The following is an 18867-nucleotide window of genomic DNA, read 5'->3' on the forward strand; positions in this document are numbered from 1 at the left end:
AAAGAAAATGAAAAATAAAATAATACTTACCATTGTATTTTTATTAATAAATACTATTGCTTTTTCCCAGAAAAAATTCGAATTGGGTAAGGTAACAATTGAAGAATTGAAAGAAAAAGCACATCCTGTAGATACTTCGGCAGTAGCTGCAGTTCTATTTCAAGTTGGAAGAACCTATTTTGAATATTCCGAATTAAATGGTTTTGGGATGGTTACCGAAATTGATACTAAAATAAAAATATACAAAAAAGAAGGATACGGCAATGCTTCTCATTCTTACAATTATTATACTGGAGGATCGCCATCTGAAACCGTTACTTTTTCAAAAGCGATTACCTACAATTTAGTTGATGGTAAAATTCAAAAAGCGAAATTAAAAAGCGAAGGAGAGTTTACGGAGAACCGATCTAAAAACTATTTTAGAAAAAAAATCACACTTCCAGATGTAAAAGTAGGTTCCATTCTAGAATTTAAGGTCGTGATTCGTTCACCCTATTTTTCAACTTTGCCAGAGTGGTATTTCCAAAGAGACATTCCTGTAAATTACTCAGAATTTTTAGCATGTATTCCTGAATATTATGTCTACAATGTTAGAAACAAAGGGTATGTTCCAATTACATCTTCGGTAGAAAGCAAAAATAGAACGATCACTCTAACGGATAAAACCAGAGCCACAGGCACTTCAACGGATCCTACTAAATTTGACTATGAAAAAATAGATTACATAGAAACACAAACTAAATATATAGCCGAGAATGTGCCTGCAATTAAGGAAGAGGCTTTTGTTAATAATATTGATAATTATACCTCTTCTGTAATTCATGAACTTTCTGGAAAAAGAATGCCGCAAAGCAGTTTTGAGAATTTTGCATCCGACTGGGAAGGTGTTGTGAGAAAAATTTATATGGCTGAGAACTTTGGACCTGAAGTTGATAAAACTGGGTATTTTGAAAAGGATCTCGACATAATTTTAAGTGGATTAGTTTCTAATGAAGAAAAAATTGGAGCTATTTTCAACTTTGTAAAATCAAGGATGAATTGGAATAATAATAACAGTTATTATTGTGATGAAGGAGTTAGAAGAGCCTATATCGATAAAACTGGAAATGTTGCCGAAATTAATTTGATGCTTGTGTCCATGTTGCGTTATGCGGGAATTGAAGCTAATCCTGTATTGTTGAGCACTCGTTCAAACGGGATAACGGTTTATCCATCTCGAACGGCTTTTAACTACGTAATTGCAGGGGTTGAATACAATAATAGCTTAATTCTTTTGGACGCCACCCACAAAAATACTTTGCCTAATATTTTGCCTTTTAATGCTTTGAATTGGATCGGAAGAATGATAAGAAGAGATGGAACATCAACAGAAGTTGATTTAATGCCAAAGAACAATTCTAAAGACGTAATTAATATGATGCTAACTATTGAAAAAGATGGTACAATGACAGGGAAAATTAGAGAAAATTATTTCGATTACAATGCGTATTCGTTTAGAGAAAGGTTCAATTCTTTAAGTAAAGAAAGTTATTTGGAAAAACTTGAAAAAAAATATCCTGGAATTGAAATTGGCGATTATGAAGTGCTTAATAAAACGGATTTATCAAAACCAGTAGTGGAAAACTATACTTTTTCTCATAACAATTCAATTGAAGTTATAGGTGATAAAATGTACTTTTCTCCAGTATTCTTTTTAGCAGAAACTAAAAATATTTTTACTCAAGAAAAGAGAGAATACCCTGTAGATTTTATTTTTCCAAATCAGGATAAATACAATATTAGTTTTACAATTCCTGATGGATATGCCGTAGAAACTGTTCCGCAATCAAAATCTGTTGCCATGATTGATGGAATTTGTAATTTTACTTACCTAGTTTCCAATACTGAAAATAAATTTCAAATTGTCTATACTTTAGACATTAACGAAGCAATTATTAGTCCTGAATACTATGATGTATTAAAAAATTTCTTCAAAGAAATAGTAGATAAGCACAGTGAGAAAATTGTTTTAAAGAAGATTTAATTTGCTAATAAAATTTAAGTGATATGAACCTTAAAAACTCCCAATTAGAAGTTGATAATTGGATCAAAGAACACGGTGTTCGTTACTTTAATGAACTTACCAATATGGCCCAACTTACAGAAGAAGTAGGAGAAGTAGCTCGAATTATTGCTCGCCGTTATGGAGAACAATCGGAAAAAGAGTCCGATAAAAATAAAGACCTTGGTGAAGAACTTGCCGATGTTGTTTTTGTTGTTCTTTGTCTTGCAAATCAAACAGGAATTGACCTTCAAGCTGCTTTTGATAAAAAAATGGATCTAAAATCTATTCGAGATAAAGACCGTCATCATGACAATGAAAAATTGAAATAATGAAAGTAAGGCTATCGGCAAAGAAGATAAACCCAAAATCTCGAATTACTATCTCTGGTTCCAAATCGGAAACCAACAGATTGTTATTGCTAAAAGCTCTTTATCCAAATATCGTTATAGAAAATGCCTCTAATTCTGATGATTCAGAAGTTATGAACTCGGCGTTGACCTCCAACAACCAAACAATAGATGTTCAACACGCAGGAACTGCAATGCGTTTTTTAACTGCTTATTTTGCATCACAAGAAGGAAAAACGATAAAATTAACGGGTTCCTCAAGAATGAAAGAGCGACCAATAAAAATTTTAGTTGACGCTTTAAAACAACTTGGAGCAACAATCGAATACCTTGAAAAAGAAGGATTTCCTCCAATAAAAATCACAGGGCAAAAACTTACCGTTTCTAAAATTTCGCTTCAAGCAAATGTGAGTAGCCAATACATTTCAGCACTTTTGTTAATCGCGCCAAGTCTCCAAAACGGAATGGAATTGAAATTAATTGGAGAAATCACCTCTTTTTCCTATATTAAAATGACATTGGAATTACTTCAAGAAATTGGAGTTGAAACCTCATTTATAGATAAAACAATTGTCGTAAAACCCAAAACTCAAAACCCAACACAAAAAACAATTGTTGTAGAATCCGATTGGAGTTCAGCATCTTATTTGTATTCAATAATTGCACTTTCAGAGGTGGGTACGCAAATTGAACTATCTAGTTTTAAAGAAAATAGTTTGCAAGGCGATGCTGTTTTAGCAAAAAATTATCAGCAAATGGGAGTTGAAACCCATTATAAAAAAGGAAATATCACCCTTATTAAAAATTCAAAAATCATCAATCAAAATATAAATCTAAACTTAAATAGCGCTCCCGATATCGCACAAACAATTGCTGTAACTGCTTTTGGATTAGGAATTTCCTGTGAATTAACAGGATTACAAACCCTAAAAATCAAGGAAACGGATCGTTTAGAAGCACTTCAAAATGAACTTTCGAAATTGGGTGCAATAATTTCAATATCTAATGATAGCTTGAAAATAGAATCTTCAAAATCAATTAATTCAAATCAGAAAATAGCAACCTATAATGATCATAGAATGGCAATGGCATTTGCACCTTTAGCATTAAAAACAACTTTAAATATTGAAAATGCAGCCGTTGTGTCAAAATCATATCCAAATTTTTGGAATGATTTAGGAAAAATAGGATTCGAGATTTCAGAATATTAATCTGAAACTTCTTAGAGTATCTGCGCCCTTGCATCTCATTTCAAAAATAAACTCCAAAACACTTGACAACGCCTGTCTCACAATCGTATATTTGCACACGATTTTGAATTAATCTCAAAATCCATAACTTATAATTTATTCTAAATGAAATTATCACATTTTCAATTCAATTTACCTAAAGAACTATTAGCTGAATTTCCAGCAGAAAACAGAGATGAATCTCGATTAATGGTTATCAACCGTGAAAAGAAAACCATTGAGCATAAAATGTTCAAAGATGTTATCGATTATTTTGATGATGGAGATGTAATGATTCTTAATAACACTAAAGTTTTTCCAGCCCGTTTGTACGGAAATAAAGAAAAAACAGGAGCGAGAATTGAGGTTTTCTTGTTAAGAGAATTGAATGCTGAGCAACGCCTTTGGGACGTTTTAGTTGATCCAGCGCGTAAAATCAGAATTGGAAATAAATTGTATTTTGGTGATGATGATTTACTTGTTGCTGAGGTAATCGACAACACCACTTCTCGCGGAAGAACATTGCGTTTCCTTTTTGATGGGCCTTATGATGAATTCCGAAAAAAATTGACTGAATTAGGAGAAACTCCAATCCCAAAATATATTAACAGAGAAGTAACTCCAGAAGATGCGGATCGTTATCAAACAATTTATGCTAAAGAAGAAGGTGCTGTAGCTGCTCCAACTGCAGGATTACACTTTTCGAAACACCTTTTGAAAAAGTTAGAAATCAAAGGAGTTGGATTTGCTGAAGTAACTTTACACGTTGGTTTAGGGACTTTTAATCCAGTAGAAGTAGAAGATTTATCGAAACATAAAATGGATTCTGAGGAACTAAAAATATCTCAAGAGGCTTGTGATATTGTGAATGCTGCTAAACTTGGTAAAAAACGTATTTGCGCTGTAGGAACTACTTCAATGCGTGCAATTGAAAGCTCTGTTTCTTCACAAAGAACATTAAATCCATTTGATGGTTGGACAAATAAGTTTATTTTCCCTCCACACGATTTTAGTATCGCAAATTGTATGATTACCAATTTTCATACTCCTAAATCAACTTTATTAATGATGATTTCAGCTTTTTGTGGTCACGATTTAATGAAAGAAGCCTATGAAATTGCGGTAAAAGAAAATTATAGATTTTATTCTTATGGAGATGCTATGTTAATCATCTAATTAAAATTGATACCTATTTAAAATCTCGTCTGAAAAGTCGAGATTTTTTTTGTTTACACAAAATTAATTCTGATTTTTTAAATTCATAGGTGCTATATTTTTTCTATTTTTACAACTATAAAAAATGAATTTATGACATTCCAAAATACACTTGAATTTGCTAAAGAACTTGACTCTCAAGACCATTTAAAAGAATATAGAAAAGAGTTTTATTTTCCTAAAGTTAATGGTAAGCAGGCAATATATTTTACAGGTAATTCTCTCGGATTGCTTTCCACTCGAGCCAAAAAATATGTGGATGATATTATGAACGATTGGCAAAATCTAGCTGTTGAAGGATATTTTTATGCTGAAAAACCTTGGTTGGATTACCACGAGCGATTTGCTAAACCATTAAGTAATATTGTTGGCGCTTTGCCTTCTGAAGTTACAGTTATGAATACCTTGACGGTGAATCTTCATTTGTTAATGGTGTCATTTTATAAACCACAACCTAAAAAATTTAAAATTCTTTGTGAAGCCAAAGCGTTTCCAAGTGACCAATATATGATGCAAAGCCAAGTGCAATTTCATGGTTATAATCCTGATGATGCAATTGTGGAAATTCACCGTAGAGAAGGAGAACACAATCTTCGATTAGAAGATATTTTAGCTAAGATTGAAGAGATCGATGACGAATTGGCTTTGGTATTAATAGGTGGCTTAAACTATTACACCGGGCAGGTTTTTGATATGAAAAAAATCACAGAAGCTGGACATAAAGTAGGTGCTTTTGTTGGCTGGGATTTAGCCCATGCCGCAGGAAACATCAAATTAGAATTACACGATTGGGATGTGGATTTCGCTTGCTGGTGTAGCTATAAATACATGAATTCCGGACCAGGAAATGCTTCCGGGTGTTTTATTCATGAAAAACATCATAACAATATGAATCTTAACAGATTTGCTGGTTGGTGGGGTCATAATAAAGAAAGACGTTTTAAAATGGAACCTAAATTTGATCCTGTACGCGGTGCAAATGGATGGCAAGTTAGTTGTTTACCTGTACTTTCTCTTGCGCCTTATTTAGCATCGGTAGAAATGTTTGATGAGATTGGTATGGACGCCATTATTGAGAAAAGAAACAAAATCACCTCTTATTTAGAATTTATCATACTAGAAATTTCCAAGGAGGTAAAAGGGTCTTTTGAGATAATTACACCCGCAGATCCTAGTCAACGTGGAAGTCAGTTGTCAGTATTGTTGCATGGAGAAGGAAGATCACTTTTTGATTATTTAATGTCAAATGGTGTTATTGTTGATTGGAGAGAGCCAAACGTAATCCGATTTGCACCAGCACCATTGTATTGTTCTTTTGAAGACATGTATGAGTTTGGTCAAATATTAAAACGAGGGATTTTAAAATAAACAGAAACTTCAGTTGAAAGTTATTTCACAAAGCGCTAAAAGAATACACAAAGACTAATGAAATTTAAATTAATTTAGTGAATCTTTGGGTACCTTTGTTTAACTTAGCGAAATAGCTTTTTGAAAAGCGCTCAAAGACCACTCAAACATTAATTTAAACCAACCATGTTTTTTAGATATCTAATAGTTTCTTTAGTTCTTTTTAGCTGTCATATATCAATGGCACAAGACACTACGAAAACTATAGAGGAAACTAAAAAATACAGCAAAATTGAGGTGTATTCTAATAAGCATAAATTCACTAAATTTATTTACAAACTTATCTTTGAACCTATTTACAAACCAGAAACAAAAAAAAATACGTTCAATAAAGTTAGAAAGACAAATTTTGCTACGTACGAAGGTAAAATAATCCGAAATATTAACATAAATACCTTCGATCCATTTGGTTATTCAGCAAATGATAGCACAGAAACACCTAAAAATTTTTTTTTAAGAGCAGGAAATTCACTTCATATAAAAACCAAAAAATTAGCTATCAAAAATTTACTATTAATGAGGGAAAACGAACCCTTAGACTCCTTATTGGTAAAAGAATCTGCACGTTTAATCAGAAGCCAATGGTATGTGAGTGAATTGGCTTTAAATACACGATTGGTTTCTAAAGATTCTGTTGATATCTCTATTCGAATATTGGATTCATGGAGTGCGCTTCCCGAGTTAGACCTTACCAATACTCAATCAACATTTATATTAAGTGAAAAGAACTTTTTTGGACTTGGACATGAATTTTCTAATTCCTATTCCAAAAATTTTGTGGGAGTTCACGACGGTTATAGTGGAAGTTATATCATACCAAATATTAGAAATACATTTATAAAAACAACACTAGCATATTCAATTGATTTTAATCAAAATTATACCAAAATGCTTAGCGTTGAAAGGCCTTTTTATTCTACGTTTACAAAATGGGCTGGGGGATTTTCCTTGAGTCAAGTTTATGGAAGTCAATTAACTTTTACACCCGCTCAAACTCAAGAGCTTCAGCGTTATAAAGCCAATTATCGCGATTATTGGGCGGGACATTCTGTAAGACTATTCAAAGGAAATTCTGAATACGAACGCAGTACTAATTTCTTCACAACGGCACGGTTTTTCAATAAAAATTTTATTGAAAGCCCGATAATTATCAATGACATTCTAGGGACTTTCACTAATGAAAAATTATATATTGCAAGTATTGGAATTGCTTCAAGAAAGTTTATTCAGGATAAATATATTTTCAATTTTAATATTGTTGAAGATATTGCTTCTGGTTTTATTTACACTTTAACGGCTGGATTTCAGAATAAAAATAAAATCAATAGAACTTATATTGGAGGAAAAGCTTCATTTGGAAACTTCTTCAATTTTGGATACTTAGGAACTAACTTTGAGTATGGAACTTATTTTAATAATGGAACAATTGAAGAAAGTGCAGCAGTTTTTAAAGCCATTTATTTTACTGAATTGAAAGAAATTGGCAGTTGGAAATTACGGCAATTCGTAAATCCAGAAGTGGTTATTGGGATGAACAGGCCCAACGTACTTTCAGATAGAATTACACTTAATGGCGACTCAGGAATTAATGGTTTCAACAGCCAATCTCTATTTGGAACTAAAAAATTATTAATCAGTTTTCAAACGCAAGGATATTCTCCTTGGAGAGTTACAGGATTTCGTTTGAATCCCTATTTTAGATACACAATGGGATTAATTGGCGATGATAATCAAAAAATATTTTCTAGTAAAGTATACTCACAAATAGGAGTGGGAGTAATCATTAGTAATGATTATTTGGTATTCAAATCCTTTCAATTCTCATTTTCTTATTATCCCAATTTACCACTTGATGGTGGTTCATTATTTAAAACAAATGCTATTCGAACCAATGATTTTGGATTAGAAAGTTTTGGAATCTCAAAACCAGAATTGGTTAAATATCAATAATTTTATTTTAATCAAATAACGCTACTTAAATAGGATATTTTGCTTAATTAATATTTATTATGATTTTTTTTAAGTATTTTTACAAGAAATCAACCAATTACTAAATATGCAAAACAGTAGAGTTTTTAATAAAAAAATTATTCGTAATCTAATTCTAATTATTCTATTAGTATTTATTCGGTTAAGTACCTTTTCTCAAGTATTTACAAGTAGTAACCTCCCGATAATTATAATAAACACTGATAATTCTGCTACTATTCTTGACGATCCTAGAATACTAGCGAATATGAAAATTATATATAATGGACCCGGAATTCAAAATTTTGTCACCGATCAAAATAATGCAGCTTCCTTAAATTATAATGGAAGAATAGATATTGAAATTAGAGGATCTAGTTCACAATCTGTAGAGAAAAAAAGTTATGGATTAACAACAAGATTAGCAGATAATGTTTCAAACAATAATGTTTCTTTGCTTGGGATGCCTTCAGAAAATGATTGGGTATTGAACGGATTAGCATTTGAACCATCATTAATAAGAGATTATATTTCGTATGCTATTTCTAGAAATATGGGTAATTATGCTCCTCGAACTGTCTACTGTGAATTAATTGTAAATGGAGATTATAGAGGTTTATATTTACTTCAAGAAAAAATAAAAGCAGATTCTCAAAGAGTAAATGTCACCAAAATTACTACTACTCAAAATACAATGCCTGAGCTCTCAGGAGGATATATTACCAAATCTGATAAATTAACTGGTGGAGATCCTGTAGCTTGGACTATGCCATCCTATGTTTCGGGGAATGATGCTGTTTTTATTCACGAATTGCCGAAACCAACAGAAGTTACTGTGCAACAAAACAATTATATTCAAAATGAATTTAATAGACTAGCCAGTACAACAGCTGTAAATAATTTTTCCCCTGAAGATGGTTATCCTTCAATTATAGATATCCCTTCTTTTGTAGATTTTATGTTATCCAATGAACTAGCGAGTAATCCTGATGGATATCATTTTAGTACTTTTTTTCACAAAGACAGAAATGGAAAATTAAGAGCGGGACCTATTTGGGATTTTAATTTAACTTATGGTAACGATTTATTTTTATGGGGCTTCGACCGAAGTCATCCCAATGTATGGCAATTTTCTGATGGTGGAAATGATGGAGCTAAATTCTGGAAAGATCTTTACTTAAGTCCTCAATTCAAATGCTACTTAGCAAAACGCTGGAATGAACTTACTCAGCCAGGAAAACCAATGAATATTACAACTCTAAATACATTAATTGACAATACAGTTTCCTTAATTGCCCCAGCTGTTGTTAGAGAACAAACTAGGTGGAGTACTATTGGTGTACATGCAAATCAAGTAAATACCATTAAAACTTTTTTGTTAGCGAGAATTTCTTGGATGAATAATAATTTAAGCGATTTTTCAAGTTGTAATTCAATAACAACTCCTCCATTAGTTATCACAAAAATAAATTATAATCCAGTGGCAATTACAGGGTTTACTAGTAATAACCAAGAGTTTATTGAAATAAAAAATACCGGTAACCAACCAATAAATTTAACAGGAATCTATTTTAATGGTTTAGGGCTTTCGTATCAGTTTCCATCAAATAGTACCCTTGCTGCAAATTCAAGTTTGTATTTAGCAAGTAATGCTGCTACTTTTTTGAGTAGATATGGATTTAGTCCATTTGGTGAATTTTTTAGAAATTTATCAAACAGCAACCAAAATTTAATATTATCTGATGCATTTGGTAATACTATCGATAATGTTTTTTATTACGATAGTGCACCTTGGCCTACAACTGCTGATGGTGGTGGAAGTTATCTTCAATTGATTGATACTGCGTTAGACAATAATTTAGCTTCCAGTTGGATCGCAACAAATACTCTAGCCATTCCTGAAATTGAGATCTCAAACAGTATTATAGTTTCTCCAAATCCTACTTATGATGTAGTAAATATTAATTCGCCAAATGATATTTCAAAAATAGAAGTTCTAGATTTAGAAGGTAGAATTATAAATAGGGTTGAAGTAAATTCAAATTTATATTCAATTGATTTTGGAAATTATGCGAATGGGATTTATTTATTAAAAATAAACCAAAACAATAAAATTACAATTAGAAAAATAATAAAAAAGACAAACTAGTAAGTTTGTCTTTTTTTGTGGAATCGCCGGGAATCGAACCCGGGTCCAAACAAGCAACTAAAGAGCTTTCTACACGCTTATTTCCTGATTGAATTTTCGATGTTGTGTTTGACCAGAAACAGTCGCACAACACTTATCTTCTTTATTTTCGAAATCCACCCGAAGCTCATGAAAATCTAGGTTTAAATTTACGATTCACCTTTATCGACCGCCATAAACCAAAGCTTTCGTGGTGAATCCTGCTTTCCTACCTTGTAGGACGAGGCTAATCTTACTATGATTCAGATTATGCAGCAAGAGCGTAGTTTCCTTCGCCGTGTAAATGTTTTGAAACCTTTTATTAACGAGAATTGTCCCAGTTCTCGGCGTGCTTACTTTTCAATTCGACTTGCTGTCAAAACCAGTCGACCCCAAATAGAACTGCAAATATACGAATAAGGAATTAAGATTAAAGATTTAAGATTTTTGAAAAAGAAGATAGACGAACAGATGATAGACTTTTCAATTCGGTTGAATCTTTTTCTTGACTCTATTATCTAACAATCTATTGTCTAACAGTCAATTACCTTACTCCTCCAACTCATCCTCAACTTTAAAAGGATAATCTCCAAATAATGGCGCTATTTTTTTAATGTTATAAACGCTTTTCATGGATTTATTGGTTAGTGCAATAATGGTAACATTTTCTTTAATTAAAGTCACATAAGATGACATATTCCCATGCCACCAACCGTTGTGAAAATAAAAATTCTGTCCCGTTTCAAAGTTGATCATTCTAATTCCAAGCCCATAATTTTTTTGCCCTTTATGTTCGTTGCTACAACCTTGGTAAATTTGATTTCTCAATTCCGGAGTTAAAAAATATTTTGAATTTTTAGCCAAATCAAAAAGCAACAAATCTTGAGGAGTAGAAAAAATATTCTTATCTCCATATATAGCATCTAAAAAATCAAAAGCGATTTGCATTCCGCTAACTTTGTAAGAAGGAGTAATTACCGTTTTATCTTTTTTATAATCAAAAACAAATGTATGTTTCATTCCCAATGGATCAAAAATCATCGATTTCATTGCTTCAGGATAACTTATCCCAGTAACTTTTTCTATAATTAATGCCAACATTGCATAATTGGTATTGCAATATTGGAATCTAGTATTTATTTTACTTTCCAGACCTATTTTTTTATTAATCATGATGTTCAAAATATCTTGATTACTCATGATTTTATGGTTGTCCCAAATTTTTCTATCATCAGTAAAATAGGCGTAATTGCGCATTCCACTTCTATGACTTAGTAGATTTTTTATAGTAACATCAGGATAGGGAAACCCTTTTAATAAGGTTGTTACTTTTTGATCTAATTCAATTTCACCAGCATTTATTAGTTTTAAAATAGCTGCAGCCGTTAATACTTTACTCACCGATGCTATGTGGATTGGAGTTTTACTAGTAATCGGAGTTTTCTTTCTTACATCACCAAAACCAGAGTAATTCTCGTAAATTATTTGACCGTCTTTAGCAACTAAAAAACTAATGTTGTTGTTTTTTGAAGGCCAATTTTTATTGAAAAAATGCTCAATTTTATATTTTTTAGAATTGATATAAGAATCAGTCAATTTAGGATAAACAGAATCGTTTGGGGTCATTTCTAAAGAAGAAATCAAAGATTCTAGATTTTTTTCATTTTGGCTTTTGCAAGACAAACATAGAAATAAGATAAAGATTATTTTAATAAAAATTAGTGGCGTTTTTTTTGTCATTGGATAAGGGAAACAACAAATATATAGGAAAGTTATTTATTTTCAAACCCATATATAGATATAAATGATTAAAAAAAACATGCCAAAATATAAGGGGTTGTTTTTCAATTATAAACGATTTTTTTTTAATAAAATAAATTTTGAGATCCATTTACTTAAGCTTACTTTTGAATGAAAATTAAAGAAATTAAAGAATGAAATTCGGAATCATAAAAGAAAGAAAAAATCCACCAGACAGAAGAGTTGTTTTTTCTCCTGAAGAATTGAAGCAATTAAAAAGTGAGTTTCCAACTGCTGAAATTGAAGTGGAAAGTTCCGATATTAGAATTTTTCTAGACGGAAAATACTCCAATCTTGGAATTAATGTTACTAATGATATGAGCTCATGTGATGTTTTATTTGGTGTTAAAGAAGTTCCAGTTGACGCATTAATTCCAAATAAAAAATATTTCTTTTTTTCCCACACAATAAAAAAACAACCCTACAATAGAAAACTATTACAAGCCCTTCTTGAAAAAAATATCGATTTCTACGATCACGAAACTATCGTTGACGCTAATTATAATCGACTGATTGGATTTGGAAGATATGCTGGAATTGTTGGAACTTACAATGCTTTTAGAGCATTTGGAATTAAATTTGGGTTATTTACAATGCCAAAAGCAGAAACACTTGCAGGAAAAGAGGAGTTAGTTACCAAACTAAAAAGACAAGTATTACCTCCTATTAAAATAGTTTTAACGGGTTGCGGAAAAGTTGGGAATGGCGCTAAAGAAATTCTAGACGCTATGAAAATGAAGGAAGTTTCAGTAGAGAATTTTCTATCGAAAAAATATTCCGAACCTGTTTATGTTCAAATTGATGTATTGGACTATAACAAGCGTAAAGATGGTAAAGTATCAGGAAAGAGCGATTTTTACTCTAATCCTACCGAATACACTTCGGATTTTGAACGATTCACTAAAGTATCTGATATATTTATTGCCGGGCATTTTTATGGAAATGATGCTCCTTATATTTTAACTCAAGAAATGCTTAAAGCAAATGATTGTAAAATTAAGATTGTTGCCGATATCTCTTGTGATGTTAATGGACCAATAGCTTGTACAATTAAAGCTTCTACAATTGCGGAACCACTTTTTGGATATTTACCAAGCGAACATAAAGAAGTAGATGTATTTCATCCTGCAGCAATTGTGGTTATGTCTGTTGATAATTTGCCATGTGAATTACCTAAGGATGCTAGCGAAGGTTTTGGCGAAATGTTCATGAAAAATGTAATTCCAGCTTTTTTTAATGGCGATAAAGACGGAATTCTGCAAAGAGCTAAAATTACGGAAAACGGAAAACTTACAGAAAGATTCCAATATTTACAGGATTTTGTTGACGGCAAATAGTCGTTTGCTATATTCAAAAATTCAGAAATCGATTTCGTTAATAAATTTATCAAGTAAATATTATATATTCTTTTTATATAAATGTATATTTATCAAATATTAATATTTATTTCAAAAATTAATTTATTAAATTTTAAAGATTTATTTTTAACCAACTTTTAAACCAAATTTATGAATTCAGAAAATGTTCAAACCAAATGGGGCCAATTTATTCCCTTAGTTACCGTTTTTTTCTTTTGGGGATTTGTTGCAGCTAGTAACGACATCCTTATTCCAGTATTTAAAAAAGCATTCGATTTGACTCAAGGTCAAAGCCAATTAGTTTCATTGGCATTTTATATAGCCTACACCGTAGGTTCCCTTATTTATATGGGGATTTCTTTAATAATGAAGGAAGATCTAGTAAACAAAATAGGATACAAAAATGGTCTAGCTCTAGGTTTAGGAATATCAGCTTTAGGAACATTGTTGTTTTATCCTGCCGCAAATACCGGTTCATTCAATTTAATGTTGTCTGGTTTATTCATAGTAGCATTAGGATTTTCATTGCAGCAAACCGTTGCAAATCCTTTAGCGATTGCCATGGGACCAATTACAACCGGTTCTCAAAGATTAACATTGGCAGGAGGAATCAATAATTTTGGAACTACAATTGGTCCATTGGTGGTTAGTTTTGCTATTTTTGGTTCTAGTGTGGCAGGTGCAGAAACTGAAATGAGTATTGAAAGTGTGAAAATCCCCTACTTAGTTTTAGGATTGGCATTTTTATTAGTAGCAATATTATTGAAATTTTCTTCTATACCCGATAAACCAGAAGCTGTGGTTGAGGTTAAAAATGAATTAAATTCGTCTAGAAGTTCAGCATTAAAATACCCACAATTAATAATGGGAATGATAGCGATTTTCGTATATGTTGGTGTTGAGGTTTCAACGGCAAGTAACCTTCCAGCCTACATGGAAATCGATTTGGAATACAAAATGCAAGACATTGCTCCTTACATTTCATTGTATTGGGCGAGTTTAATGATTGGTCGTTGGACTGGAGCTGTTGGGGCTTTCACCAATGATATGAACCTTCAAAAAATATTTAAATTCCTTGCTCCTTATTTAGCATTTGGTGTATTTTTATTGGTAAACGCAATTGCAAAACACGATTTAACTCCTTTTTATGTATACGGTTTAATTATTTTAGTTTTGATAGCTGCTGATATATTAAGTAAAGGAAATCCTGCTAGAATGTTACTTATTTTCTCTATCTTAGGAATTGCAGCTTTAGCAATTGGAATGGCAACTTCTGGAATAACAAGTGTCTATGCATTTACAAGTGTAGGTTTGTTTTGTAGTACTTTATGGCCTTGTATCTTTACATTAGCGATTAGCGGATTAGGGAAAAACACCAGCCAAGGAAGTAGTTTCTTAATTATGATGATTATGGGAGGTGGAATTGTAAGTTGGGCACAAGGGGTACTTTCTGAAAGTATTGGGATTCAAAGTAGCTATATTGTTGGAGTATTGTGTTTTGCATACTTGGCATTTTATGCTTGGAAAGTTAGTGGAATATTGAAAGATCAAGGCATTGATTTTGACAAGCCAGTTTCAGGCGGTCATTAATAATAATTAACATTATTTTATTAAAAGGATTTGTATTTTTGCAAATCCTTTTTTTATTTGAAAGAAGCATCAACATTATTATTGTAACAAAAACACTTTTTATTCGTTTTCAATAAAACGAAATCTAACAATGAAAAAAATTAATATTTTACACGCCCTCTTTTTGTGCACCGCACTTAATTTATCTGCCCAAGAGAACAATAAAAAAGCCGAAGAATTAAAAGAAGTTACAATTGTTAAAACCAAAAAAGCAATTGAACAAAAAGCAGATCGAACCATTTTTGATTTTGCCAATCAGCCTAGTTTGAATTCAGGTTCTGTTTTAGAAGGATTAAAAAAACTACCCGGATTAATCGCTTCCGATATTGCCGGAATGATGTACCAAGGAAAGCAACTTGACGTCTTTATGGACGGAAGACCTCTAAATATTTCGTCGAATGAATTGAATGGGTTTTTAGAAGGAATGCCGGCAAATGCAATTGAAAAAATAGAAATAATTACCCAGCCAGGAGCTGAATTTCCTGCAACTTCAGGTGGTGCAATTCTAAATATCATTACCAATAAAAATGCAAAAAATTTTCTAAGTGCAACCTATACCAATAGTGTTAATGTTACCAATTATGATCATTTAAGATGGAGAGTTAATAATAGTGTTTTGTTGAATGCCAAAAATAAGTACTTCGGATGGCAATTAAATATGGGTCAAAACTATCGAGAAAGTGCAGTTTGGGCTACTTTATACAAAGAAGAAAATGGTGGTCAATCAGTAATTACTTCTACAGCAACCGACAGAACTGGAAGAAACAACTTTCTAAAATCAGCTTTGACATTTGATTTTAAAAAAGACCGATTGTTGCTTAACTACGATTTAAATCATAATAACAATGGAAATGCAACGTTAACAAACGGACCTGGTTTTTCTTCACAAGATCAATCAGATTCTAAAGGTTGGAGACAAGATGCGGTAGCTACTTATCAAAAACGATTTTCAGACAAAACTAAAAAATTAGATTTTAGATATAATTTCAACCGAAATCAAAATAGTTTTAACTTTAATACAACGGGTTCTACTTTAGATTTGGAGAACTCATCTGATCAAAAATTGTCTAACTTGAAGTTTGACTATTCCCAACCAATTTCTTTCTCTGACGAAGGTAAATTGAGCTTTGGGAGTTTGTATGAAGTATTGAGTTTTCAAACAAAAAATAGGTCAGTAGTTAATTTGGAATACGAAAGAAAAACGACCGCAGGTTATTTCGAATTACAAACCAAATTCAATAACTTAAGCTTTATTCTTGGCGGTAGAGCTGAAGATTACAACATTACAGGAAAAACAAATACAAATGAATTAACTCCTTTCAAACAGTTTCGTTTCTTCCCAAATGCAAGTGCTCAGTATAATTTTAATAAGTCCGTTTTCTTTAATTTAAATTACAATAAGAAAATCACTTTGCCAAGTACATCTGCTTTAAATCCAAACAATACGACTTATCAAAATCAAAACGTAAGTACTGTTGGAAATCCAAATTTACAACCTACAATATATGATAATTATGAAGTGAAATTGAGCGCTTATGATTATGCATTTATTGGATATTCATTAAGCAGATCAAAGAATCAAGTGATACAAAGATTGAGTTTGAATTCGAATATAGTTGTAAATACTAATGAAAATGCACCCGAGGTTAAAGTACACAATTTAAATATTGGAATGCCGATACCTTATATGTTGTTTACCAAAGGTTTTGCTGAAACAATGAAAATGAACGTCAATCCTGATGAAATGAACTTCCTTTTTGTTTATGCAGGTTACCAGTTGCACCAATTACCATCAATTGAAACCAAAGGATTTTGGGTTTATAATTTAATGTCACAATTGGTATTGCCAAGTAAAATTAAGTTTGTTGCCAATTTCAGTTATATTACTGCTAAAGGAAATTACTATTATTTCATAGCAAATAAACCGTTTAATAATACCCTAGACTTAACATTTTCTAAGAAGTTTTTAAATGATCAATTGTCAGTTTCAATTAATGTTGATGATGTTTTTAACACCAATCAATCAGAATTTTTGGCCTACAACACCCCTTTGTTGTCAAACAATAAATTGGATACGCGTCGTTTTGGTTTTAGTTTAAATTACAAAATTCCAACTAAAAATAAATTAGCCAAAGAAACTCCTATTTTATTAAATAATGATAAAAAAGAAGAGACTGGTATTATTGGAAATTAATCCTTGATAATTGATTTTTGCATTTAGCTTTACAAACTTACGTTTGGTATAATTGTTTTAATATCCTATTTTTACTAAATTAAAATTAGTTTATGAAAAATATATTTTACTCTTTTTTCCTTTTTTCGACAGTAACTTTTGCGCAAAGCAGTGATGAAATCAAGTTCAAAGAAATTTATAAGTCAGCTTTAACCAATTCGAAATGTTACTCCTGGCTGGACGATTTATCAAATAAAGTTGGTGCTCGTTTATCCGGTTCTGAGGGTGCTCAAAAAGGAGTAGAATATACCAAAGCACAATTAGAAGCTTTGGGTTTAGACAGAGTCTATCTTCAAGAAGTGATGGTGCCTAAATGGGTTCGTGGCGAAAAAGAAGTCGCATATATTTTAGACAATAAATCAAAAATCAACATTCCTGTTTGCGCTCTTGGAGGTTCGATTGCAACTCCTAAAAATGGAATTACAGCCTCCGTTATTGAAGTAAAATCCATTAAAGAAATAGCTGAATTAGGGGAAGATAAAATTAAAGGTAAAATTGTATTTTTCAATCGTCCTATGCAAGCTGATAATATTGAAACATTTACTTCTTACGGAGGTTGTGTAGATCAAAGATTTGGTGGTGCTAAAGAAGCTTCAAAGTTTGGCGCAGTAGCAACCATTGTTCGTTCAATGAACATGAGACTGGATGATTTTCCTCATACGGGAGCTCAAAGTTATGGTGATCTACCAAAAGATAAATACATTCCTGCAGCAGCAATTAGTACCAACGCGGCTGAATTATTGAGTAAATCGCTTAAAGCAAATCCTAATTTGAAGTTCTTTTTGAAGCAATCGTGCCAACAATTTGACGATGTTTTATCCTATAATGTAATTGGGGAAATTAAAGGAAGTGAACACCCAGAAAGAATTATGGTTGTTGGAGGTCATTTAGATTCTTGGGATTTAGCAGATGGTTCTCAGGATGATGGAGCAGGAGTAGTGCAAAGTATGGAGGTTTTAAATATTTTTAAGAATATAGGTTACAAACCTAAAAATACTATACGCGCGGTACTGTTCATGAATGAGGAAAATGGTGGCCGTGGTGGAAAGAAATACGAGGAGCTTTCAAAAGCTAATAATGAAAATCATATTTTCGCCTTAGAAAGTGACTCGGGTGGATTTACTCCTCGAGGGTTTTCATTTGATACCGACGATGTAAATCTAGCAAAAATTCAAACATGGAAAGGCCTATTTGAACCGTATTTAATTCATAGTTTTACTAAAGGACATTCTGGCGCCGACATAGAGCCACTTACTTCTTCCAAAATAATTAAGGCGGGTTTGCACCCAGATTCACAACGCTATTTTGATTATCATCACGCTGCAAACGATAATTTTGACGGCGTAAACAAGCGTGAATTAGAATTGGGAGCTGCAACTATGGCCGCTTTAATGTATCTCATAGACCAAAACGGATTGCAATAAAATAAAAAAGACCTGTAAGCAATTACAGGTCTTTTATTTTAATTCA

At 31.9% G+C, this 18867-nt stretch carries 12 protein-coding genes and 1 other RNA gene; 11 read left to right on the forward strand and 2 right to left on the reverse strand.

The window, feature by feature from the left end; translation table 11 throughout:
• Positions 1 to 7 precede the first annotated feature (7 nt).
• The 7 genes from AC9UFV_RS01325 (at position 8) to AC9UFV_RS01355 (ending at position 10359) form a co-directional block, all read left to right on the forward strand.
• The gene (locus AC9UFV_RS01325) at positions 8 to 2023 is read left to right on the forward strand and encodes a transglutaminase family protein (RefSeq protein WP_509571977.1); all 2016 of its coding nucleotides are present in this window, start codon (positions 8 to 10) and stop codon (positions 2021 to 2023) included.
• A 23-nt stretch (positions 2024 to 2046) separates the two neighbouring features.
• Positions 2047 to 2373 carry a MazG nucleotide pyrophosphohydrolase domain-containing protein gene (locus AC9UFV_RS01330; protein ID WP_027310794.1) on the forward strand — a complete coding sequence of 109 codons (327 nt, stop codon included), beginning with the start codon at positions 2047 to 2049 and terminating at the stop codon, positions 2371 to 2373.
• Positions 2373 to 3602: a 3-phosphoshikimate 1-carboxyvinyltransferase gene (locus AC9UFV_RS01335; protein ID WP_509571979.1), complete on the forward strand. Its 1230-nt coding sequence runs from the start codon at positions 2373 to 2375 to the stop codon at positions 3600 to 3602. The genes AC9UFV_RS01330 and AC9UFV_RS01335 overlap by 1 nt, the downstream gene beginning before the upstream one ends.
• Before the next feature lie 144 nt (positions 3603 to 3746).
• The gene (gene queA, locus AC9UFV_RS01340; protein ID WP_509571981.1) at positions 3747 to 4796 is read left to right on the forward strand and encodes a tRNA preQ1(34) S-adenosylmethionine ribosyltransferase-isomerase QueA; all 1050 of its coding nucleotides are present in this window, start codon (positions 3747 to 3749) and stop codon (positions 4794 to 4796) included.
• 132 nt (positions 4797 to 4928) lie between these two features.
• Complete coding sequence (gene kynU / locus AC9UFV_RS01345) at positions 4929 to 6203, forward strand: kynureninase (RefSeq protein WP_509571983.1); 1275 nt, start codon at positions 4929 to 4931, stop codon at positions 6201 to 6203.
• A gap of 219 nt (positions 6204 to 6422) precedes the next feature.
• Complete coding sequence (locus AC9UFV_RS01350; RefSeq protein ID WP_509571985.1) at positions 6423 to 8192, forward strand: hypothetical protein; 1770 nt, start codon at positions 6423 to 6425, stop codon at positions 8190 to 8192.
• A gap of 106 nt (positions 8193 to 8298) precedes the next feature.
• Positions 8299 to 10359, forward strand: coding sequence for a CotH kinase family protein (locus AC9UFV_RS01355; RefSeq protein ID WP_509571987.1), 2061 nt, complete (start codon positions 8299 to 8301; stop codon positions 10357 to 10359).
• 15 nt (positions 10360 to 10374) lie between these two features.
• On the opposite strand, the gene ssrA is transcribed toward AC9UFV_RS01355, so the two are convergent.
• Positions 10375 to 10771, reverse strand: a transfer-messenger RNA (tmRNA) gene (ssrA, locus tag AC9UFV_RS01360).
• A 155-nt stretch (positions 10772 to 10926) separates the two neighbouring features.
• Positions 10927 to 12021, reverse strand: coding sequence for a serine hydrolase domain-containing protein (locus AC9UFV_RS01365; protein ID WP_509571989.1), 1095 nt, complete (start codon positions 12019 to 12021; stop codon positions 10927 to 10929).
• A gap of 290 nt (positions 12022 to 12311) precedes the next feature.
• On the opposite strand from AC9UFV_RS01365, the gene AC9UFV_RS01370 reads away from it, so the two are divergent.
• The 4 genes from AC9UFV_RS01370 (at position 12312) to AC9UFV_RS01385 (ending at position 18821) form a co-directional block, all read left to right on the forward strand.
• On the forward strand, positions 12312 to 13514 hold the full coding sequence (locus AC9UFV_RS01370) for an NAD(P)-dependent oxidoreductase (RefSeq protein ID WP_509571991.1): 1203 nt from the start codon (positions 12312 to 12314) through the stop codon (positions 13512 to 13514).
• A gap of 171 nt (positions 13515 to 13685) precedes the next feature.
• Positions 13686 to 15125 carry an MFS transporter gene (locus AC9UFV_RS01375; protein ID WP_509571993.1) on the forward strand — a complete coding sequence of 480 codons (1440 nt, stop codon included), beginning with the start codon at positions 13686 to 13688 and terminating at the stop codon, positions 15123 to 15125.
• 130 nt (positions 15126 to 15255) lie between these two features.
• On the forward strand, positions 15256 to 17358 hold the full coding sequence (locus AC9UFV_RS01380; RefSeq protein ID WP_509571995.1) for a TonB-dependent receptor domain-containing protein: 2103 nt from the start codon (positions 15256 to 15258) through the stop codon (positions 17356 to 17358).
• 92 nt (positions 17359 to 17450) lie between these two features.
• Positions 17451 to 18821 (forward strand): M28 family peptidase, encoded by a 1371-nt coding sequence (locus AC9UFV_RS01385; RefSeq protein WP_509571997.1) that lies wholly within the window; start codon positions 17451 to 17453, stop codon positions 18819 to 18821.
• The last annotated feature ends 46 nt before the right edge of the window (positions 18822 to 18867 follow it).

The organism is Flavobacterium sp. (genome assembly GCF_044349645.1).
Classification (GTDB): domain Bacteria; phylum Bacteroidota; class Bacteroidia; order Flavobacteriales; family Flavobacteriaceae; genus Flavobacterium.